We start from the raw sequence: 20,921 nt of genomic DNA, 5'->3' as shown, positions 1-20,921 counted from the left end.
GGGCGGCGACTAACGGCATTTGCGCGATTTGTCAGTATCGGCCCTCGTTTGCACTGTGTGGGGCCGTTTCTGGACGTTTTTGCGATTCAGGTCTGCGTGTGCAAGCTGTGCAATATGACCTTGATGGCGGGGCGCTCAAGCAGTTCGAACCATTTGCCTTCATCAACGATGACGCCTTGCTGCATGACGAGCACGCGGTCAAAACGATGGAGATGTTCAACATCATGGGTGACACATATAAAGCCCTGTCCAGCGAATGTCTTGAATAGCAAATCCCACACTGGTGTAGCGAGTTTCGGTTCAATCGAAGCACTCGGCTCATCAAACAGATTGAATTTGCCCGGTCGATTCAGAAGTCGCAGCAACGAAAGCCGCTTCGCTTCACCTCCGGAGATATTGGTGGCGTTTTCAGCGATGTGACCTCGGCCAATGATTTCATCAAGCTGGAGGCATTGAATTGCCTCGTTCAATGTTTTCGACTGCTCAACACCGAAAAGTACGGACTGTTCAAAACTTCCTTCCAGGAACTGCGGAGACTGGGGGCTGTAACGCACCGTTTCCAGATGAACGCGCGCATTTAAGCGATCTATGCACAGCTCGTCGATGAACAGCCGGGGCCGCACCGAAAAATCCAGTCCTGCCAGCGCTTCGAGTAACGTCGATTTGCCAGCGCCGCTGGGCCCGATGATCGCAACGGATTGGCCCTGTCGGAAGCTGATCTGGCTGGCAATTGATAGCTGCGCAACACCGTTATGGGTGATCTCGCAGGGCTCGAGCCGTAATGTTGATAGGTTATGCAACGCATCAGAGTCATTGCGGCGATCGTTATCGAAGTCAGCAGTTGCAAGTAATTCTTTGAGTCGCCGTTGATCAGCCGAAAATTGATCCAGCACCCGATAGCCTTCGGTCAGCGCCGATACATTCAACAGGAACGTACCAGCAATAGAGGAAATGGCCACCAACTGACCGACGCTGATACTTGCTTGTCCGGACGTCTGATCCATGACTCCCCAAGCCAACAAACCGCCGGTGGACAGGCTGATAAACAAAATCTTCGCCGCGCTCAACAGTCCGCCCGAGCCTGCTACGGTCACCGCAGCATTGGCGTAGCGCTCAAACGCTCGGTTCAAGGGTTGCAGGGCCGTGCGTTCGGCGCGTTCCAGTTTTATCGATTTACCAGCCCTCAAAGTATTGACCAAGGTTGCACTCAGCTCATCCTCCTGGTCATTAACAGCATCGATGTGTTTTCTGCGCCATCGAATGATCCGGTGAGTTGCATAGAGATAACAGCCACCGAGGCCAGCTAGCGCGCAGAAAACCCAGGCTCCGCCCATATACCAGAATGCGCCGGCCACAATAAGAAATTCCAGGCACAGGGGAAAACCCGTAGTGACGAAGAACATCAGCAACTGTTCGTGGGCAGTGATTCCGCGCTCGACCGACTTGATGAAGTGTCCTACTCGCCACGTGCCAAACTGGGAAAAATCCTTGCCCATCAACCGCGCCATCCAATTGATGGAAGCATCCATGACAATTCGCTGGACGAGCTTTGAGAGCAGCAGCGTTTGCAGGGGGGTGGTCATCGACTGAATGCAACCGGCCAGCGTAAAAGCTGCGGTGAAAAAAAGCAGCGTACGCAGCGTTGTGTGATCGGCATCGTTTAGTGAATCGACGATCTTGCCCAATAACAAAGGAGGGGCCAGGGCCAGGATTTTCAGGGTGATGGTCGCGCCTATTGTCATCACCAGCAGGAGTCGATGTTTCTCGCAGGCTGTTCTTATAAATGTCTGCATGAGTATGGGCCTGTGGTCGTTTTGGATCACGCCGTTGGCGTGCTCCTGGTGCCGAGCAAAATGTGCTGAGGAGCTACGGGTTGGCCATTTCTGATTATGTTGAATCGGTCGAGACCCGGGATATAAGTCTGGGTAACTACGTTGGTCCCCGGGTACTCCATGACTGTTCTGAAAAATAGGACTTTGTTCATACCGCTCAGGTTTTTTCGGAGCAAGGCAAGTTGTTCAGGAACAGAGAGTGCAAGCAGGCTTTTTGGCGGCGCCAGGGTATTGAGTTTCAAGTTTTTAACGGGTGCAAAGTCTATCAGCTGTTTCAGTTTCTCGGATTGACAAAGCACATCAAGTACCTTTCGGTCCGCGATTTCATCGTTGGCGTCGTATAAGGCGTTTGATTGGAATTGCTCCGTTACCGCTCTTTGGATGGCGATAAATATGTCCAAAGAACAGCCGGAGCCGATTGCGGATATATGTCGGTCGCCGGGGCCGGTTCGTGGGAATGCAACCGCCAGATAAACTTCTGACTCGTCTTTGATAATGATGATCTGCAAAGCTTCGGCAGCCCGTAGCGCGTATGAGTTGTTGAACAGGGCTTGCGCAAGCAGGGGCGCCGACGGTGAGTAGAGATCTATCGCAGGTATCAGTCTGCAGACGGCCATGAAAAACCGGGACAACAGGTGTCGCTCAATCAGTTCCAAGGTACCGTGCAGCAGTGCTTCTGATTTCGTGCAGCCGAAAGCAGTTCCTGAGTTAGAGGCGTAGCGATTTAAAAAGCGCGTCGGTTGACTCGTTGTTTTACGTTCATCTTTGACCGGATACAGCAGGGCGCATGGCACAAAAAGCCCGGCGCAGCCGTCGAGTGCTGCAAGCTGCAGACACTGTAGAGGCTCGATGTTTTTTCGCAGACTTGTGAAAATGCCGTCCGACTCGACCCCGTTCTGCGAAGCGATGTCACTGCAACCAAGCGTTGTGCAAAATGGCGGCTCGGCGTGAAACATCGCGTAGTGCTCAAGGCTTTCAGCAAGTGCACCTACAAGCGCGTCGGGACCTTTGCCTGCGCCTGATTCAATCAGCGTGTCGTATTCGTTATAGAGTTCGGCAGTAGCGACCAGATTACCGTCATCGACATAGCGCACTCGCGCTTTCAAACCCAGTGTCTGGATAACATTGTTTATTCGGACAAACGCTTCGCTGGATGAAATCTCACGCTCTGACATGGTGAACCTCGTAGGCTTGAATGCCGAAAGATCGACTTTCGGCATTTTCAGGATTGGCTGATCGGGAGGCCGAGTCAGCGGGTCAGTGACGCGAAGAAGTCCAATTCCGTCGCCAGGAAACCTTCAAAGTGGCCCGAGCCATAAGGCAAATCATCGAAGGTGTTTATTTCAGAACGTTTTCTACCCATTACATATGACTCCATTGAATATCACGTTGTCGGCACTTTTTCGTGCGCCGAGCCTGCATGTTTTTTTGCAAGCGGAACGAGTAATAACAAGGGAGGGTTGGGCCCGCAATCAGACGGCTTCCGATGATTGCGTAGGGCGCGTCTTGAGGAGTAGTAGGATCGAACTTCGTGCTGTTAAACACGGCGGCGTTCTATGCGGAAAATCAGCGCAAATTATGGTTTGCAGCTGTTTAGAACTTGTAGAGGTATCGATCAGCGTAGAATTAATGACGATGGCATAAGGGGTGATCAAATGCCGTCGTCAATTTTCTTGCCATGTGAGCCGAACTGGTTATTCCAGATTAATTACAAAAGTTCCTGTCCCATCGAGAATATTCTTCAAAGTCTCAACAACCTCATCCATATCCACCATGTCCGGATTAAAACTGATCTCCAGCACATCATCGCCATTCAACGCATCGGCATCCGCCGCAGCAATCTCGATCTTCAGCAGTTTCGACGTCAGCGTGACCTTCACCCCGTCAAGCGTCGACGGCTCGCCATCCAGCGTGATCTCCAGCTCATCCTCATCCGGATAACGACTCATCAGGAACATCTCGCCCTTGTCGCTGTGGCAGCAGAGCATGGCCATGTTGTCTTCTTCGTCGTCGCACGGGTTGACGATCAGTAGGGCGGTGGTCATTTGCATGGGGGAAATCCTGGGCAGTGGCGGCGGTGAATCTGTTCGAAGGCGCGATTTTGCCAGTCTCTGCTCGTTCGCGCTGCCTGCATCGGCAAAAAGTCGCAAAGCAGGACATTTCCGTCGCCCGGTTCCGAGTAGCGAGAAGGGAAAATCCGACGCCAGCGTAAGGCAATTACCGGATGCGCAAAATCCACCCGAAATTGCGATTTTTCGCTTGTGATCGCCACCAATTTGCCGTTAGTTTCGCCGCTCTTGCGCAACGGAGTGCGTTACCAAAACCCCAAAAAAGGACCTTTGCCATGACCCGATATTTCGAACGCGCCGAAGAAATTCGCCACCTGTCTGATGAACAGATCGAAGAGATCTACAAGCGCTATCTGGAAGGTGAGAAAACTTCGCAGCTGATGGAGCAATTCCAGATTCCTTCCACGGTGCGCAGTCTGCTAAAGGTTCTGCCACCGATCGTCAGCACAGACCTCACCTGTCCTTACTGTGAACTGCCGATGTGGATGCGCCGCTACGCCAGGGGAACTCCGCTTTCGTTGCGCAGTGCATTCAAATGCGTCCGCTGTGAGCACCAGCACAGTGTCCCCGGCGCCAATGGCCGCCACACAGCGTGCAACTGCACAGAATGTTTCAAGGTTCGCCAGCAGCAACTGGCCGCTCGGGCAGCGCGGGACCGTCTGGAGTTGCAGGCCAGATATGGCGCGCAACTCCCCGCAGTGCCTTACGCCAATCTGGGCTTTGTGCAGAAGTTGACGTTGCTCGCCTTGCTCGATGATGGCTACGGCGCAAACGTTGAATGGATTGCGCCGTTGAACGCGCCATCCCGAGAGGAGCTGCTCGACCTGACCTTCGAGGCGCGGGAAGAGTTGCTCAAAGACCTGCACGAAGCCGGGGTGCTGGCGGTTTCCACCGAATCCGATATCAACGCCTTCGATCGCAGCGAGGGCTGCAGTATTCGCGAGTACAGCGCCGTGCGCTGGCTGCCCAACGTCACGCTGGATGGCGCGGCGCGCAGTAACCGAGAGAATCTGTATCTGGCGCTGTATCAGGAATTGTCGGGCAGCGTGAAGGCTGCATGGAAGAGCGAAATCTATTCCCTGGTCTTCAGTCTCGCCCGCGAAGAGTCGCTTCAATACATTCGTGTGCTGGCCAGTGAGGTGGATTTCGCCTTCACGGCCGAAGCCCGTGCCGACGAGGTGGTCGGGCAGTTGCTGCAGGACTTCTCGGTCAGTCAGCTGTATTACTTTGCCCGGCTGGCCGTGAGAAACGCCGCGCATTTCTATGCCACCGGCAATTCCAAGGGGCGCAGTCACGCCTCCAACACCATTCCGCGCAACATGCTCGGCACGGCGCAGGACGCGCTGAATCGTAACTGGCGCAAGAACGCCCATCGCGATGCGCGAGTACCGCAAACGGCCCTGCAGCGACTGCTCTACGACGTGGTGCTGAAGGACAGCGGCGCCGGATTCTCCAAATCGCCGGGCATGTACTGGCGCGACGAACTGGTTCCGCAATTCTTCAGCGCCGTAGCGTTCGACAGCGACTTGCTGGGCAATCTGCGCCTCTTCTGCCGCGAATGCGATTCGAGCAACATTGACGCCAGCATGGACAAGCAGATCCTGCAGACGATGTGCTACGACTGCGCCACGGTGAGCAAATTCAGAGCCTTTGAGGAACTGCCGGACTGATCCGCGTCAACCGCCAGCGCTGAACCGGATGCCACGCTCAGGGTCGATAACAGGGCCTTGGGCGTTTTCGTTTCCGGATATGTAACGTCCTCGGCGACCGACCTGGCACGAAAGTCCCGTGAAACCGGGGTTTCGAACCTGCATTTCGGCGCACGCCTGCTAGTGTTGATGCAGGCCAAACCCTGCATTTACGTGCCAATGACCGAATATGTCGCAGCACCGCAAGCAGACACATTGTCGCACCCATTAAGCTGCGCAACGGATGAGCACCCGTAAAGGCATTGTCGGCAGTGCTGGCAGTCGCTTTTGCAGATGCTCATTCATGGAAGGTGAATGTGACCTGAGTGTCCCGTCCAGCTTCACCCACCTGTCTCCCTGTTTCCTCTGCCCGAGAATCAGGAACAGGGCGACACCAGCCCCGAAAGGGGTGTTGCACGCGACGCTTTCCATCAATAACAAGCTTAAGCGGAGTACCACAGATGGCGTTCTTCACCGCAGCCAGCAAAGCCGACTTCCAGCACCAACTGCAAGCGGCACTGGCGCAGCACATCAGTGAACAGGCACTGCCACAAGTGGCGCTGTTCGCTGAACAATTCTTCGGCATCATTTCCCTGGACGAGCTGACTCAACGTCGTCTCTCCGACCTCGCTGGCTGTACTCTCTCTGCGTGGCGCCTGCTTGAGCGCTTCGATCACGCGCAACCGCAAGTGCGTGTCTACAACCCCGATTACGAACGCCACGGCTGGCAGTCGACCCACACCGCGGTCGAAGTGCTGCACCACGACCTGCCATTTCTGGTCGACTCGGTGCGTACCGAGCTGAACCGTCGCGGCTACAGCATCCATACCCTGCAGACCACCGTGCTCAGCGTGCGTCGTGGCAGCAAGGGCGAATTGCTGGAAGTCCTGCCAAAGGGCAGCACCGGCGAAGGCGTGCTGCACGAATCGCTGATGTACCTGGAAATCGACCGTTGCGCCAACGCGGCCGAGCTGAATGTGCTGAGCAAAGAGCTTGAGCAGGTGCTCGGTGAAGTGCGCGTCGCCGTCGCTGACTTCGAGCCGATGAAAGCCAAGGTGCAGGACATCCTCACCCAGCTGGACAACAGCGCCTATCCGGTCGATGCCGACGAAAAGAACGAAATCAAGAGCTTCCTGGAATGGCTGGTGGGCAACCACTTCACCTTCCTTGGCTACGAAGAGTTCGTGGTCACCGATCAGGCCGATGGCGGCCACATCGAGTACGACCGGAACTCCTTCCTCGGCCTGACCAAACTGCTGCGCACCGGCCTGACCTACGAAGACCTGCGCATCGAAGACTACGCCGTGTCCTATCTGCGCGAACCGACCCTGCTGTCGTTCGCCAAGGCTGCGCACCCGAGCCGCGTACACCGTCCGGCTTACCCGGATTACGTGTCGATCCGTGAGATCGACGCCGACGGCAAAGTCATCAAGGAACACCGCTTCATGGGCCTGTACACCTCGTCGGTGTACGGCGAGAGCGTGCGGGTCATCCCGTTCATCCGCCGCAAGGTCGAAGAAATCGAGCGCCGCTCCGGCTTCCAGTCCAAGGCTCACCTGGGCAAGGAACTGGCACAGGTCCTCGAAGTGCTGCCGCGTGACGACCTGTTCCAGACCCCGGTCGACGAACTGTTCACCACCGTGATGTCGATCGTGCAGATCCAGGAGCGCAACAAGATCCGCGTGTTCCTGCGCAAAGACCCGTACGGTCGCTTCTGCTACTGCCTGGCCTACGTGCCGCGCGACATCTATTCCACTGAAGTGCGCCAGAAGATCCAGCAAGTGCTGATGGAGCGCCTGAAGGCGTCCGATTGCGAATTCTGGACTTTCTTCTCGGAATCCGTGCTGGCCCGCGTGCAGCTGATTCTGCGTGTCGATCCGAAGAACCGCCTCGACATCGACCCGCTGCTGCTGGAAAAAGAAGTGGTCCAGGCCTGCCGCAGCTGGCAGGACGACTACGCCGCACTGACCGTCGAAAGCTTCGGCGAAGCCCACGGCACCAACGTGCTGGCCGACTTCCCGAAAGGCTTCCCGGCCGGTTACCGCGAGCGTTTTGCCGCGCATTCGGCTGTGGTCGACATGCAGCACCTGCTGAGCCTCAACGAAAAAAATCCGCTGGTGATGAGCTTCTATCAGCCGCTCGGTCAGGTCTCCGGCCAGCGCGAGCTGCATTGCAAGCTGTATCACGCCGACACGCCGCTGGCGCTGTCCGACGTCTTGCCGATTCTGGAAAACCTCGGCCTGCGCGTACTGGGTGAATTCCCGTACCGTCTGCGCCACACCAACGGCCGCGAATTCTGGATTCACGACTTCGCTTTCACCGCCGCTGAAGGTCTGGACCTCGACATCCAGCAACTCAACGACACCCTGCAGGACGCGTTCGTGCACATCGTGCGTGGCGATGCCGAGAACGATGCGTTCAACCGCCTGGTGCTGACCGCCGGTCTGCCATGGCGCGACGTCGCGCTGCTGCGTGCCTACGCCCGTTACCTGAAGCAGATTCGTCTGGGCTTCGACCTGGGTTACATCGCCAGCACCTTGAACAACCACACCGACATCGCTCGCGAACTGACCCGGTTGTTCAAGACCCGCTTCTACCTGGCGCGCAAGCTCGGCAGCGACGATCTGGAAGACAAGCAACTGCGTCTGGAACAAGCGATTCTGACCGCACTGGACGATGTTCAGGTGCTCAACGAAGACCGCATCCTGCGTCGTTACCTCGACCTGATCAAAGCCACCCTGCGCACCAACTTCTATCAGACTGACGCCAACGGCCAGAACAAGTCGTACTTCAGCTTCAAGTTCAACCCGCATGCCATCCCTGAGCTGCCCAAGCCAGTGCCGAAGTTCGAAATCTTCGTCTACTCGCCACGCGTCGAAGGCGTGCACCTGCGCTTCGGCAACGTTGCTCGGGGTGGTCTGCGCTGGTCCGACCGTGAAGAAGACTTCCGTACTGAAGTGCTCGGCCTGGTAAAAGCCCAGCAAGTGAAGAACTCGGTCATCGTGCCAGTGGGCGCGAAGGGCGGCTTCCTGCCGCGTCGTCTGCCACTGGGCGGCAGCCGTGACGAGATCGCGGCCGAGGGCATCGCCTGCTACCGCATCTTCATTTCCGGTCTGTTGGACATCACCGACAACCTGAAGGACGGCGCACTGGTGCCGCCGGTCAATGTCGTGCGTCATGACGACGATGACCCGTACCTGGTGGTCGCGGCGGACAAGGGCACTGCGACGTTCTCCGACATCGCCAACGGCATTGCCATCGATTACGGCTTCTGGCTGGGTGACGCGTTTGCGTCCGGTGGTTCGGCCGGTTACGACCACAAGAAAATGGGCATCACCGCCAAGGGCGCGTGGGTAGGCGTGCAGCGCCACTTCCGCGAACGCGGCATCAATGTTCAGGAAGACAGCATCACCGTAGTTGGCGTCGGCGACATGGCCGGCGACGTGTTCGGTAACGGCCTGTTGATGTCCGACAAGCTGCAACTGGTGGCTGCGTTCAACCACATGCACATCTTCATCGACCCGAACCCGAACCCGGCGACCAGTTTCGTCGAGCGTCAGCGTCTGTTCGACCTGCCGCGTTCGGCCTGGACCGACTACGACACCAGCATCATGTCCGAAGGTGGCGGTATCTTCTCGCGCAGCGCGAAGAGCATCGCGATCTCGCCGCAGATGAAAGAACGCTTCGACATCCAGGCTGACAAGCTGACCCCGACCGAACTGCTCAACGCCTTGCTCAAGGCGCCGGTGGATCTGTTGTGGAACGGCGGTATCGGCACCTACGTCAAGGCCAGCACCGAAAGCCACGCTGATGTCGGCGACAAGGCCAACGATGCACTGCGCGTCAACGGCAACGAGCTGCGCTGCAAAGTCGTGGGCGAGGGCGGTAACCTTGGCATGACCCAACTGGGTCGTGTGGAATTCGGTCTCAATGGCGGCGGTTCCAACACCGACTTCATCGACAACGCCGGTGGCGTGGACTGCTCCGACCACGAAGTGAACATCAAGATCCTGCTGAACGAAGTGGTTCAGGCCGGTGACATGACCGACAAGCAACGCAACCAGTTGCTGGCGAGCATGACCGACGAAGTCGGCAATCTGGTGCTGGGCAACAACTACAAGCAGACTCAGGCCCTCTCCCTGGCGGCGCGCCGTGCCTACGCGCGCATCGCTGAGTACAAGCGTCTGATGAGCGATCTGGAAGGTCGTGGCAAGCTGGACCGTGCCATCGAGTTCCTGCCGACCGAAGAGCAACTGACCGAGCGCGTCGCTGAGGGCCACGGCCTGACCCGTCCTGAGCTGTCGGTGCTGATTTCCTACAGCAAGATCGACCTGAAAGAGCAGCTGCTGGGCTCGCTGGTGCCGGACGACGATTACCTGACCCGCGACATGGAAACGGCGTTCCCGCCGACCCTGGTCAGCAAGTTCTCCGAAGCCATGCGCCGTCACCGTCTGAAGCGCGAGATCGTCAGCACCCAGATCGCCAACGATCTGGTCAACCACATGGGCATCACCTTCGTGCAACGACTCAAAGAGTCGACCGGCATGAGCCCGGCGAATGTGGCTGGCGCTTACGTGATCGTGCGTGACATCTTCCACCTCCCGCACTGGTTCCGTCAGATCGAAGCGCTGGACTACCAGGTTTCCGCTGACGTGCAGCTGGAGCTGATGGACGAGCTGATGCGTCTGGGCCGTCGCGCCACGCGCTGGTTCCTGCGTGCCCGCCGCAACGAGCAGAACGCTGCCCGTGACGTCGCGCACTTCGGTCCGCACCTGAAAGAACTGGGTCTGAAACTCGACGAACTGCTCAGCGGCGAAATCCGCGAGAACTGGCAGTCGCGCTATCAGGCGTACGTCGAAGCCGGTGTGCCGGAGTTGCTGGCGCGTATGGTTGCGGGTACTTCGCACCTGTACACGCTGCTGCCGATCATCGAAGCCGCAGACGTCACCGGGCAGGACCCGGCCGAAGTGGCCAAGGCCTACTTCGCCGTCGGCTCTGCGCTGGACATCACCTGGTACCTGCAACAGATCAGCGCCTTGCCGGTGGAAAACAACTGGCAGGCTCTGGCCCGTGAAGCGTTCCGTGATGACGTCGACTGGCAGCAACGGGCGATCACCATCTCCGTGCTGCAACAGGGCGACGGCTCCCAGGACGTGGAAGCACGCCTGGCGCTGTGGATGGCCCAGCACGAAAGCATGATCGAACGCTGGCGCGCCATGCTGGTGGAAATCCGTGCTGCGAGCGGTACGGACTACGCCATGTACGCGGTGGCTAACCGCGAACTGCTGGATCTGGCGTTAAGCGGGCAAGCAATCGTGCCTGCGGTGACTGCGAATGCCGAGCTTGAACTGGCGTAAGTAGTGGCTGAATGAAGAAGCCCCGCTCTCGAAAGAGGCGGGGCTTTTTCTTGTCTGTCATTCAGAACGTATCGGCGCAGCGAAAGGCGAAGCTACCGACGCCGTCCGTACGGGGGAGGGATGTTCCGGCTACGACAATCTGATTGTTCTGAATGGCAAGGCCTCCCGCCATGTCGAGCACGCCGGTCAGATTGATGACCAGCACACCGTCGTCGGCAAAATCGCGATCTGGATAGCCGTCCGATTTGAACTGGGCAATGACGATTTCCGAGTCTTGTTCGCCGTGGGTGCTGGAAAGCACGACGATGTGTCCGTCCCTCAGCGTGCCAGCAGTCCATTGGATGCCCAAGAAGGCTTTTGGATAGGACGTCAGGACTGGCCTCCCTTCATTGAAGTCGATGGCGTATTTCCCATGCCTGTCGACGCATACCAGGAGGCCTCTGTTAGCGAAATCAATGGAGTGGGCGCTACCGATGCCAAGGATGTTGCCGTCAGGCATTTCGACCAGTTGGTTGATCTGACTGCGCTTGTCCAGGCGGTCGAACAGGGCAAAACCGTTATCGCCAAAGCTGCTGACAGGCTTACCTGTGGCGTCGAAGAGGGCGATCATTGCGCGGTAGCGGTCTTCACGTGAAACGTAACCTGCGATGGCGAATTTGCCGTCCTGGAGCCGGATCAGTGAGCCAGCCCACGTGTTGTTGGCCAGGTATCGAATCGCGACGTAACCCTTTCCCTGGCCAAACGCAGTGTCCAGGGCGCCGTTGCTTTGCAGTCTGATCAAAAGACCGCATTGGTCATTGGGGGAATATCGATGGTTGCTCAACACCATCAGTTTTCCGTCGTCCAGTTCAATGGCATGGCCACTGTAATCGGATGCCGTAGTGCGTTTTTGCCCAAGTTCGATCTCGGACGACGTGAGCGCGGGCAACGGAATCGGATCAACGAAGACTACGCCGTTGACGCCAAATGCGGTCTCGGGCGTTCCGTCATTGCGAAACATTGCCAGGCAGCGTTGCGGCTGTGCGTATTCGTGTAGAAAAAAGGCACCCTGAAGCAACAGATTTCCATTCTTGAGGATGCTGATGCTGCCACCCGTGGATTTATAGCCCGGAGCGAAAACCCCGCTGGCCACGCCATCCCGGGCAAACGAAGTGTCCTGTGTGCCATCAGGCTTCAACCGCACAATGGCGAACTTGTTGCCCGGACTTGCGGCAATCAGCAGCTTGCCGTCCGCCGCGACGGTAACTGCGTTGGCGAAGCCGTTTTCCTGATCGGGATATTTAAACCAGGTGAGGCCATTTTTGTCGGGGCCGAAAGTGGGGTCCAGGTTATGCACAGCGGTGTCTTTTACTTCAGTCATGGTCTGCTCCTCGAATACGCTGTTTTTGCGTAAAGCGATCAGTCGATAGGGACCGGCAAATCAACGCAGTGCTGGTATTTGGGGAGCTTTCGGTCGCGCTGTCCACTGTCAGACCTGGCAGTGGACAGCGCGGGATGATTGTGGATTTGGAAGACGGGATGGCCTGTCTTGCCGGGGATTTGATGTCTGAGGGTTTTGGTGGTGTGTGGTCTGGCGCCTTCGCGAGCAGGCTCGCTCCCACGGTTGATCGCATTCCAAATGTGATCAGGCAGCCATCAGTTTTCCAGCGGGATCAGCACCTGCTCATCCGGGGCCAGCACCATGAACACCAGCAACTTGGCAGGCTTGGTCGAACTGGCGTTTTTCGACACCAGATGCTCGGAACCGGCCGGCTCGTACCAGAACTGGCCCTTCTTGTAAGTGATCGCCTGTTCGCCTTTGACTTGGGAAATCACTTCGCCGTCGAGCACGTAAGCCATCGCCGTGCCTTCGTGCTTATGGGCGATCGAGGATTGCCCGGGCTGGTAGTCGACTTCGATCATCATGGCTTTCTTGCCGGGGGCGTTTTTCAGCAGTTGTTCCTGCAGGACGGTGATTTTCTCGGACGGATCTTGGGCCATTGCCGAAGCAGAGAGGGTGAAGGCGAGGGCGGCAGCGACGAGGTGCAGGGCTTTCATGGCGGGTTACCTGTGATGGTGGGGGTGTGCTCACAGTAGGCCGCAATGTGGCCGGTTCAAACGGCCAATATTCGCAAAGATCAGGTGACCAATTGGCCTCGGAAGGATTTCTGTGTGGCGCAAATCGTCTTCGCGAGCAGGCTCGCTCCCACAGTTGATCGCATTTCAATGTGGGAGCGAGCCTGCTCGCGAACGGGGCATATCAGACGATGGGAAAGCTGTTGAAATCCACGCTATTGGCCAGGCGGCTATCGATCAGGTCGATAAACCCCTGCGCCTCGGGCCGGTTGAAATGCGCCTGCATCGCCGCTTCCGACTGCCAGCGCGCGCTGACCGTCCAGCGGTGGCTGTCTTCGGGGCAGCGGTCGACCAGGTAGGAATCGCAGCCCGGGGTTTCGCGCAGGGTGTCGACGATCTTCTGCAATTGCTTGCCGAGCTCTTCCGAGCGGCCCGCAACAGCCTTCACTTCAACCGTGTTGATCACTTCGTTGGACATTGCTCACACTCCTGAATCAGGCCGGACGAATCCTGCTCACTGAGGGATAACGCCTGTGCAGAATAGGCCTGCCGCCGTGAATCACCAATAACCAATCGGCGGTAAAAGCCTTATACCAACGGCTCATGACAGCTGTTCGAGGATGTCGCGCAGGCGATCGAGGGCAATGTCGATGTCCAGGGTTTCGATGGCGCCGAAGCCGAAATACAGGCCTTCTTTCGCCGGCTGCTGGTAGTAGAAACCACTGATCGCATACAGGCCGACCTCGACCTTTTTTGCCAGCTCGATGACCAACGGCAGATCGATCGGCACCTTGCAGAACACCGCCATGTGAAACCCGGCACTGGCCGGCACGGCTTGCAACCATGGCGCAAGGTCGGTGGCCATGCGCTCCAGGATGCGTTCGCGACGTTGCGCGTAGATCGTGTGGCAGCGGCGGATGTGCTTGAGCAGGCAACCCTCGGCGATGAACTTGGCCAGCGCCCATTGCGGCAGAGTCGAGGCGTGCAGATCGGTGAGCTGTTTGGCGCGGATCACCGCCTCGATGATCGACGGCGGCAGGATCGCGTAGCCCAGGCGCAACTCCGGCAGCAGGGTTTTCGAGAAGGTGCCGACGTAGGCGACGATGCCGCGCTGATCGAGGTTGTACAGCGAATCCGTAGGCCGGCCTTCGTAGCGGAATTCACTGTCGTAATCGTCTTCGATGATGATCGCGCCGAGCTCGTGGGCACGGGCGAGCAGGGCCTCGCGGCGCGCCTGACTCATCGCCATGCCCAGCGGAAACTGGTGCGACGGGGTGACGTAAATGAGCCGCGTGCCATCGGGAATGTGCTCGACCTGAATGCCCTCGGCATCCACCGGCACCCCGACCACCTCCGCGCCATGCGTGCCGAACAACAAGCGCGCGGGCGGGTAGCCGGGGTCTTCCATGGCCACCAGACTGCCGGGACGGGTCAGTACGCGGGCAATCAGGTCCAGCGCCTGCTGCGCGCCGTTGCACACGACGATGTCCTCGTCCTGACAGTTGATGCCACGGGAAAAGGCGATGTGCCGGGCGATCGCATTGCGCAGCGCCGGCAAGCCTTCGGCGACGCTGTAGAAGCCTTTCGACTGCGCCATCTGTCGCATCGCATGGGCGACGCAGCGGCGCCAGTCGTCGTGGGGGAACTGGCCTTTGCTGGTGGCGCCGCCGATGAAGTCGTAGCGCAGCGAACCTTGCAGCGTCGGGTGACGGAGGAACACCGGCAGATTGCGCCAGCTCTCGATCACCTCGGCACTGGCCAGCTCGGTGTGGCTCTGCTTGCGCTGCACCTGCGCCGGGCGGGCGTTGACATAGGTGCCTTTGCCGATCACCCCGGTGAGGAAATTTTCGTAGGTCAGCTGCGCATAGGTGTCGGAAATGGTCTTGCGCGAGATGCCCAATTGCTCGGCCAGCAAGCGGCTCGGCGGCAATTGTGTACCCGCCGCCAGTCGCCCGGATTCAATCGCCGCGCGCAACTGCTGATACAACTGACCGGCAAGATCCTTGCGGCCGTTGATCACGACATGAAGTTCCATACCGACGAGGCTCCCGGGTGTTGAGTGAGGTGTCGGTCAGATTAGCGTCGTTGGGCTTTTGGCAGTAGTTGCGTGGAGGAAAAACCGCAAATTGGCACATGTTCCTTGTAGGAGTGAGCCTGCTCGCGAAGGCGGTGTGTCATTGAACAGATTCGTTGTCTGACACTCCGCTATCGCTGGCAAGCCAGCTCCCACAGTTTTTGCGGCGTGCACAAATCTTGTGAACGACGTTAAACCTTGTGGGAGCTGGCTTGCCAGCGATGGCGGTGGTGCAGTGGATGAATATTTGTCTGGGAAACCGCTTTCGCGAGCAGGCTCGCTCCCACAGGTATTGCGTTTGGCCGAGGTTCAGTGGTGTAGCCGAAATTCATGGAATTGGGGCTGTAACACAGCCTGCACAGCCCGTACCGTGAACTCGTCATTCCGCCTGCCGAGAGCCGCGCCATGTCCCTGCGTCTGGATTACTACAACGCGTCGCCCAAGGCGATGAAAGCGATGCTTGCCATGGAGGCGCTGACCGCCAACCTGAGCATCGAAGCGCCGCTGCTGCAATTGATCCGGATCCGCGCTTCGCAACTCAACGGCTGCGCCTTCTGCACCGACATGCATTCGGTGGACGCGCGGCGAGCCGGGGAGAGTGATCGGCGTCTTTACGCGATCGCGGTGTGGCGCGACAGCAACTTCTTCAACCCCCGCGAAAGGGCGGCGCTGGCCTGGGCCGAGGCGGTGACGCTGTTGGCCGAAAGCCACGTGCCGGATGACGTCTACCAGCAGGCGCGCGAGCAATTTGATGAAGGTGAACTGGTAGACCTGACGGTTGCGGTCAGCACGATCAATAGCTGGAATCGCCTGGCCGTCAGCTTCCGCCAGACCCCGAGCGACTGAAAAGCACCCATCCCCTCACCACAGGGGCTAAATCCCCTCAGCACCCACAGTGCGATTCAATTCGCCGGCCGTTGCGGTTTCACTGATGTGCCAAATGTATTCCCCATCCGCGTACTGGTCGCCGCCGGGGTCGCCAGCCCGACCTGATTGGGCGCGCGCTTGTGCACCGGCACATTCAACGCTTCCATGTTCTTCTGCGCCGCCGCCGCACCGTCGGGGTTGTTGCCCATCTGCTGGCTCAGGCAATCGTAATTCGGCGCCTTGTAACCGCCGACCGTGACCTCGACACAGCCTAGCGGCTCCTCGGCCTGCGCCGCGCCCACCGTCATCAGCAAGACCCACATCCACCGCGTTTTCATGTCCGCCTCCTGGCCCGCCCGATTGGGCCGCTCTGGGTTTGAGTCTAGTGCAAGCGCGGCGCAAAACCCGTGATGGTTTTTTTGCACTGCCCGTCATACCAGAGTCATAAATGCCCCGCAGGATAGCGATTTTCAGGGGTGCGCCAGTCGTGCAGCGAGGCAGTTCGCGGATCAGTCTTCAGTGCTCGGCGACGCTTGTGCGCCGCGCGGGTCTGGGGTGGCTACTCGGTCTGCTGGCCAGCGCGGCCCATGGTGATCCGATAGCGGCGGATATGCGACTGACCTTGCACATCCCGGCGCAGGAACTCGCTCGGGCGTTGGATCAATACAGCCGCGCCACGGGCGTTGCCGTGCTGGTCGACAGCCAGTTGAGCCGGGGCCGCCGCTCCCTCGCCGTGGATGGCGAATTCACCGCCGCCGACGCCTTGCGCCATCTGCTCGGCGGCACCGGGTTGATGGCGCGTTACGCCCGCGCCGACGCATTCACCCTGCAAGCGGCGCAGGTGGAAGACCTGCCAGTGGCGACGGACAAACCCACGCCGGCTGCGGTCGCGGTCAACCGCAGTTATGCGACGGCGGTGCAAGCGGCGATCGAGCGCAAGCTGTGCCGCTCGCCGCTGACCCGGCCGGGCAGTTATCGCGCGGTGTTGCAGGTGTGGGTCGGGCGCGACGGCGTGGTGCAGCACAACCGGTTGGTCACTTCGACCGGCGATGTACGGCGCGATAACGCGCTGGTGGAAAGTTTTCGCAACCTCACAATCGATCGGCCGACGCCCAGCGCCTTGCGCCAGCCGGTCACGTTGCTGTTGTTACCGGAGTCGTCAGGGAAACGCATGGAATGCACGAGATGGGAAGGAGTTTCCGGGGGATGAAAGACGCCGGACAAAGCACGATGGGCCAGCTATTCCTCAGCTCCTACGAGGATTTTCGCGTGCGCCTGCGCCGCCGCCTCGGCTCCGAGGACCTGGCCAACGACGTGCTGCACGAAACCTGGCTGCGGGTCGATCGCATGGAGACCCCGCCGAACCTGCTCAAGCCCAACGCCTACCTGTATCGCATGGCCCTTAACATCGCCGCCGACCGCCGTCAGGCCGATGCGCGCCTGCTCACCGGCACCGAAGTCGAGGAACTGCTGCAACTGGGCGACGAAGCCCTCGACCCGGCGCGGGTGGTCGGTGGGCAAAAGGAGATGCAGGCCCTGCTCAGCGCCTTGTACGAACTGCCCGCACGACGTCGGCGAATCTTCATCGCCGCGCGGCTGGAAGAGGCGCCACACCTGGAAATCTCCCAGCGTTTCGGCATTTCCACGCGCATGGTCGAGAAGGAAATCAAAGCCGCGTTGGGCTTCTGCGCAGCGAAACTGGAAAGAAAAGTGTTTCAGCGGTTCGGTCGCGGGGCCGGAAAACCGTCTAGCGAATAGTGACCCGATTAATCCGTTGAGAATTTGCGCGTTTGAACATCTTTCGACTGAAACCCGCCGAGCCTTCGGCCACCGAGTCTCTGCACAGCGAAGCCCAAGATTGGCTGATCCTGCTGACCTCGGGCCGCGCCACCGTCGCCGACGCCCGCGCCCTGCGCGAATGGTGCGCGCGGAGCGGCGAACACGCCCGGGCGTTCGAAGAAGCCAAGCGGCTGTGGCATCACCTGCAACCGGCCGCCGAAGCGTTGCAGGGCCGACGCAGCTTCGGTCGACGGGCATTTCTCGGCGGCGCGATTGCCGCGTCCGCCGCATTCCTGCTGGTGCGCGGCACGATTCCCGGTGGCTTCGAAGGGCTGGGCGCCGACTACATCACCGAAGTCGGCCAGCAACGTCGGGTCGAACCGGCGCAAGGCGTCAGCCTCGAGCTCAACACCCAGACCCGCATCAACCAGCGCAGCGTCGAAAACGGCGTGCAGGGCTTTGAACTGGTCAGCGGCGAAGTCGAAGTGCAAACCGCACGCCTGCCGCTGGCGATGCAGGCCGGGGCAGGGTGGTTGCGCGCCAGCCAGGCCCGCTTCAACCTGCGCAACACCGACCAGCAAGTCTGCGTGACCTGCCTCGACGGCGCGGTCGACGTCGCCATCGAAGGCCGCAACCTGCGCCTCGAAGCGGGCCAGCAAGTCACCTACGACGCACGGCAAATCGGCAACGTGCAAACCGTCGACACCGCCGCCGTGATGAACTGGCGCCAACAAGTGCTGGTGTTCAACGGCGCGACCCTCAGCCAGATGATCGACGAAATCAACCGCTACCGCCCCGGCATGCTCCTGCTGCTCAACCGCGAACTCGGCCAACGCCGCGTCCAGGCCCGCTTCAACCTCGACCAACTCGCCGGCGTCGCCTTGCTGATCCGCGACGCCTACGGCGTCAAATGCACCGAACTGCCCGGCGGCGTCGTAGTGCTCAGCTAACCAAAGCCCACCGCGATCAAAATGTAGGAGCTGCCGCAGGCTGCGATCTCTTGATCTTGATCTTGCTCTTGCTTTCTGTGGGAGCTGGCTTGCCAGCGATGACGGCCTAACAGCCAACCAAGCTAAAGCTGACTGCCCCCAATTCAATTGTGGGAGCGAGCCTGCTCGCGAAAGCGGTTGCCCAACTGACCAATATCTTCCGGTCGCACTCGATCCCTGTGGGAGCTGGCTTGCCAGCGATGACGACCTAACAGCCAACCAACCTGCAACTGACCGCCGCCAACCCAATTGTGGGAGCGAGCCTGCTCGCGAAAGCGGTTGCCCAACTGACCAATATCTTCCGGTCGCACTCGATCCCAGTGGGAGCTGGCTTGCCAGCGATGACGGCCTGTCAGTCAACCAATCCCCAACTGACCCACCACCCATCTACTGTGGGAGCGAGCCTGCTCGCGAAAGCGGTCTACCAGTGGCAACAACATTGACTGACCAACCGCGTTCGCGAGCAGGCTCGCTCCCACATTTGCTTGGTGACTGCCAAATTATTGCAACAACCCAATCACCTGCCGATACCGCTCAACCCCCTGCGCCGTCTGCCGACTCAAACTAATCTCCAACCCCAACGGATCCTCCCGCCGATTCCCGCTCAACTGCCGCCAGCCCTTGTCCACCTCCCAAACCCGCACCTGCACATCACTCACCTCATTCAACACCGCCACCCCATTCCCAGGCGCCGGCAACGGATAGCGACTGCGCGCCTCAGCCACCGCCCGATACAACGTATCCCCCTTGACCCACCACCGTACCCGCTGCAATGCCCCCGGCTGATCCGCCGCGCTACGAATAATGTCCAGCCGAAACCCCTTGCTGTCACTGCTACGCACCGTCACCGCTGGCGGCGCAGTCGGCGGCTCATCCTCAGCCCCGACCTTGCGCGGCTCGCTCAACTCCACCCCCGCGCGCATGTCCACATCCCGCTGCAACTGATTCAACACCCGCAACAACCCATCGCTCTGCTCACTGCTCGCCTGCAAATGACTGTCCGCCCGCGTCACACTGTCCAGCCCGCGCCAGGCAATCAGACTCACCACCGCCATCAGCAGAATCGCGACCATCACCTCAATCAGAGTGAACCCTTGCTGAGTCTTCATTGAATACTGATCCGCCCACTGCCATCGCGCAGCACACTCAGCCGATTGGCCCCGTCAGACAAAATCAGCCGCAACGGCGGATTGATCCACTCGGCATTCAGCACCACCGTCTGCCGGGGCTCCACGCGCACCTCCACCTTCGGGCTCTGCCACGCACGCGGGCGCAACTGCGCATCCTCCTTGAACGACTCAAAACCCACGCCATCATCCCCACGCCGCCCAAACCGAAACCCCTTGGCATCCGCCACCCACACAATCGGCCGCCCATCGGCGCGAGCCTCGGCCTGCGCCACTTGCAACAACTGCGCAACCCGCTCGGCATCCTTGCGCAACAACTGCAACGGATCGGGCTTGATGCTCAAACTGATCGCCGCGCTGGCAATCCCGATGATCACCAGCACCACCATCAACTCGATCAACGTAAAACCCTGCTGCCTGCTCATCACCCACGCGCTCCTTGGCGTCCCACCCCATCGTGCCCGGCGAACATGTAAGGCATGTGAAATAAAACGGAGAGAATTGCCGCGTAGGCTGGCAACAGGGACAACAAGGAGCGACAACCCATGAAATTCACCGCACGGATCTCCCCGGCGCAAACCGTCCAGGCCCTGGCACTGCTCGCCGCCCTGGTGGGCGTCGCGACGTGGTCGTCGCTGCTGCTGACCTCGGCGGAATCCCACACCCCCGCAGCCGCCCCGCAAGTGCTCGCGGCGAGAAGTGATAGCCCGGCGTTGCAGTGGTTCTCCAATGAAACCGCGCCGGTGGATATCAAGGTGAGCGGGGTGATCGCGGGCGGGAGCGGGACGGTGGCGATATTGAGTTTGAATGATGGCGCGCCGAGGAGTTTTTTGGTGGGGGAGAAGGTTGGGGTTGGGGTGAAGTTGGTGGGGGTTGAGGGGGATGGGGTGGTGATTGAGCGGGGTGGGGAGAGGGTGAGGTTGGGGGTTGAGAGGTTGGGGGAGGGGGTGGAGTTGCCTAGGTTGTCGCGGCCCGAATTGTAGAGAGGGGAAAAGGGACCATTCCCGAGATCTTAGCGTTTGCTTGTACCCAAAAACCAACAATTGTGTTTGTCCGCTATCCGCTAGTAGCGGACGTCCGTGAG

The 20,921-nt window shown here is 59.4% G+C and carries 17 protein-coding genes; 7 read left to right on the top strand and 10 right to left on the bottom strand.

The genetic code is table 11. The annotated features are described in order from the left end of the window. Positions 1–86 precede the first annotated feature (86 nt). The 3 genes from KVG87_RS02460 to KVG87_RS02450 form a co-directional block, all read right to left on the bottom strand. Positions 87–1,793 (bottom strand): ATP-binding cassette domain-containing protein, encoded by a 1,707-nt coding sequence (locus tag KVG87_RS02460; protein ID WP_217849031.1) that lies wholly within the window; start codon positions 1,791–1,793, stop codon positions 87–89. 26 nt (positions 1,794–1,819) lie between these two features. Beyond that, positions 1,820–3,007, bottom strand: a complete 1,188-nt coding sequence (locus tag KVG87_RS02455) for a YcaO-like family protein (RefSeq protein ID WP_082530321.1) — start codon at positions 3,005–3,007, stop codon at positions 1,820–1,822. A gap of 519 nt (positions 3,008–3,526) precedes the next feature. Next, the gene (locus tag KVG87_RS02450; protein ID WP_110647060.1) at positions 3,527–3,883 is read right to left on the bottom strand and encodes a hypothetical protein; all 357 of its coding nucleotides are present in this window, start codon (positions 3,881–3,883) and stop codon (positions 3,527–3,529) included. A 293-nt stretch (positions 3,884–4,176) separates the two neighbouring features. Here KVG87_RS02450 and KVG87_RS02445 point away from each other — a divergent pair, with 293 nt between their 5' ends. Both KVG87_RS02445 and KVG87_RS02440 read left to right on the top strand, forming a co-directional pair. Continuing rightward, positions 4,177–5,571 (top strand): hypothetical protein, encoded by a 1,395-nt coding sequence (locus tag KVG87_RS02445; RefSeq protein WP_217849028.1) that lies wholly within the window; start codon positions 4,177–4,179, stop codon positions 5,569–5,571. Positions 5,572–6,050: 479 nt separating this feature from the next. After that, positions 6,051–10,946 carry an NAD-glutamate dehydrogenase gene (locus KVG87_RS02440; RefSeq protein WP_217849026.1) on the top strand — a complete coding sequence of 1,632 codons (4,896 nt, stop codon included), beginning with the start codon at positions 6,051–6,053 and terminating at the stop codon, positions 10,944–10,946. A gap of 61 nt (positions 10,947–11,007) precedes the next feature. Here KVG87_RS02440 and KVG87_RS02435 read toward each other — a convergent pair whose 3' ends face one another. The 4 genes from KVG87_RS02435 to pdxR form a co-directional block, all read right to left on the bottom strand. After that, positions 11,008–12,306: an NHL repeat-containing protein gene (locus tag KVG87_RS02435; protein ID WP_217849024.1), complete on the bottom strand. Its 1,299-nt coding sequence runs from the start codon at positions 12,304–12,306 to the stop codon at positions 11,008–11,010. Between the two features lie 275 nt (positions 12,307–12,581). Continuing rightward, entirely contained in the window at positions 12,582–12,983 is a 402-nt protein-coding gene (locus KVG87_RS02430) for a cupin domain-containing protein (RefSeq protein WP_217849022.1), read from the bottom strand. Positions 12,984–13,185: 202 nt separating this feature from the next. Next, on the bottom strand, positions 13,186–13,479 hold the full coding sequence (locus tag KVG87_RS02425; RefSeq protein WP_016774982.1) for a putative quinol monooxygenase: 294 nt from the start codon (positions 13,477–13,479) through the stop codon (positions 13,186–13,188). Between the two features lie 123 nt (positions 13,480–13,602). Beyond that, positions 13,603–15,036, bottom strand: a complete 1,434-nt coding sequence (pdxR, locus tag KVG87_RS02420; protein WP_217849020.1) for a MocR-like pyridoxine biosynthesis transcription factor PdxR — start codon at positions 15,034–15,036, stop codon at positions 13,603–13,605. Between the two features lie 444 nt (positions 15,037–15,480). Here pdxR and KVG87_RS02415 point away from each other — a divergent pair, with 444 nt between their 5' ends. Beyond that, entirely contained in the window at positions 15,481–15,921 is a 441-nt protein-coding gene (locus KVG87_RS02415) for a carboxymuconolactone decarboxylase family protein (RefSeq protein WP_076562576.1), read from the top strand. A 56-nt stretch (positions 15,922–15,977) separates the two neighbouring features. Here the strand turns inward: KVG87_RS02415 and KVG87_RS02410 are convergent, their stop codons facing one another. Beyond that, on the bottom strand, positions 15,978–16,280 hold the full coding sequence (locus KVG87_RS02410) for a hypothetical protein (RefSeq protein WP_041480100.1): 303 nt from the start codon (positions 16,278–16,280) through the stop codon (positions 15,978–15,980). 272 nt (positions 16,281–16,552) lie between these two features. On the opposite strand from KVG87_RS02410, the gene KVG87_RS02405 reads away from it, so the two are divergent. Genes KVG87_RS02405 through KVG87_RS02395 form a run of 3 tightly spaced genes read left to right on the top strand, consistent with a single transcriptional unit; the run spans position 16,553 to position 18,671 of the window. Next, the gene (locus tag KVG87_RS02405; protein WP_437180890.1) at positions 16,553–17,152 is read left to right on the top strand and encodes a secretin and TonB N-terminal domain-containing protein; all 600 of its coding nucleotides are present in this window, start codon (positions 16,553–16,555) and stop codon (positions 17,150–17,152) included. Next, entirely contained in the window at positions 17,149–17,700 is a 552-nt protein-coding gene (locus KVG87_RS02400; protein ID WP_041480103.1) for an RNA polymerase sigma factor, read from the top strand. Before KVG87_RS02405 ends, KVG87_RS02400 begins: the two co-directional genes overlap by 4 nt. Positions 17,701–17,732: 32 nt before the next feature. Then, the gene (locus KVG87_RS02395; RefSeq protein ID WP_225930735.1) at positions 17,733–18,671 is read left to right on the top strand and encodes a FecR family protein; all 939 of its coding nucleotides are present in this window, start codon (positions 17,733–17,735) and stop codon (positions 18,669–18,671) included. 539 nt (positions 18,672–19,210) lie between these two features. Here KVG87_RS02395 and KVG87_RS02390 read toward each other — a convergent pair. Together KVG87_RS02390 and KVG87_RS02385 are read right to left on the bottom strand one after the other, a co-directional pair. Continuing rightward, positions 19,211–19,819 carry a type II secretion system protein GspJ gene (locus tag KVG87_RS02390; RefSeq protein WP_217849016.1) on the bottom strand — a complete coding sequence of 203 codons (609 nt, stop codon included), beginning with the start codon at positions 19,817–19,819 and terminating at the stop codon, positions 19,211–19,213. After that, entirely contained in the window at positions 19,816–20,262 is a 447-nt protein-coding gene (locus KVG87_RS02385; protein ID WP_217849014.1) for a GspH/FimT family pseudopilin, read from the bottom strand. The genes KVG87_RS02390 and KVG87_RS02385 overlap by 4 nt, the downstream gene beginning before the upstream one ends. Before the next feature lie 120 nt (positions 20,263–20,382). Here KVG87_RS02385 and KVG87_RS02380 point away from each other — a divergent pair, with 120 nt between their 5' ends. Beyond that, entirely contained in the window at positions 20,383–20,820 is a 438-nt protein-coding gene (locus tag KVG87_RS02380; RefSeq protein ID WP_217849012.1) for a type II secretion system protein N, read from the top strand. Positions 20,821–20,921: the final 101 nt, after the last annotated feature.

This window comes from Pseudomonas siliginis (assembly GCF_019145195.1).
Classification (GTDB): domain Bacteria; phylum Pseudomonadota; class Gammaproteobacteria; order Pseudomonadales; family Pseudomonadaceae; genus Aquipseudomonas; species Aquipseudomonas siliginis.
This window is presented reverse-complemented; position numbering and strand designations above follow the sequence as displayed.

Bases quoted from the DNA above. Each gene is read 5' to 3' on its own strand.
- KVG87_RS02460 (WP_217849031.1), bottom strand. From the start codon at position 1,793: ATGCAGACATTTATAAGAACAGCCTGCGAGAAACATCGACTCCTGCTG.
- KVG87_RS02455 (WP_082530321.1), bottom strand. From the start codon at position 3,007: ATGTCAGAGCGTGAGATTTCATCCAGCGAAGCGTTTGTCCGAATAAAC.
- KVG87_RS02450 (WP_110647060.1), bottom strand. From the start codon at position 3,883: ATGCAAATGACCACCGCCCTACTGATCGTCAACCCGTGCGACGACGAA.
- KVG87_RS02445 (WP_217849028.1), top strand. From the start codon at position 4,177: ATGACCCGATATTTCGAACGCGCCGAAGAAATTCGCCACCTGTCTGAT.
- KVG87_RS02440 (WP_217849026.1), top strand. From the start codon at position 6,051: ATGGCGTTCTTCACCGCAGCCAGCAAAGCCGACTTCCAGCACCAACTG.
- KVG87_RS02435 (WP_217849024.1), bottom strand. From the start codon at position 12,306: ATGACTGAAGTAAAAGACACCGCTGTGCATAACCTGGACCCCACTTTC.
- KVG87_RS02430 (WP_217849022.1), bottom strand. From the start codon at position 12,983: ATGAAAGCCCTGCACCTCGTCGCTGCCGCCCTCGCCTTCACCCTCTCT.
- KVG87_RS02425 (WP_016774982.1), bottom strand. From the start codon at position 13,479: ATGTCCAACGAAGTGATCAACACGGTTGAAGTGAAGGCTGTTGCGGGC.
- pdxR (WP_217849020.1), bottom strand. From the start codon at position 15,036: ATGGAACTTCATGTCGTGATCAACGGCCGCAAGGATCTTGCCGGTCAG.
- KVG87_RS02415 (WP_076562576.1), top strand. From the start codon at position 15,481: ATGTCCCTGCGTCTGGATTACTACAACGCGTCGCCCAAGGCGATGAAA.
- KVG87_RS02410 (WP_041480100.1), bottom strand. From the start codon at position 16,280: ATGAAAACGCGGTGGATGTGGGTCTTGCTGATGACGGTGGGCGCGGCG.
- KVG87_RS02405 (WP_437180890.1), top strand. From the start codon at position 16,553: ATGCGACTGACCTTGCACATCCCGGCGCAGGAACTCGCTCGGGCGTTG.
- KVG87_RS02400 (WP_041480103.1), top strand. From the start codon at position 17,149: ATGAAAGACGCCGGACAAAGCACGATGGGCCAGCTATTCCTCAGCTCC.
- KVG87_RS02390 (WP_217849016.1), bottom strand. From the start codon at position 19,819: ATGAAGACTCAGCAAGGGTTCACTCTGATTGAGGTGATGGTCGCGATT.
- KVG87_RS02385 (WP_217849014.1), bottom strand. From the start codon at position 20,262: ATGAGCAGGCAGCAGGGTTTTACGTTGATCGAGTTGATGGTGGTGCTG.
- KVG87_RS02380 (WP_217849012.1), top strand. From the start codon at position 20,383: ATGAAATTCACCGCACGGATCTCCCCGGCGCAAACCGTCCAGGCCCTG.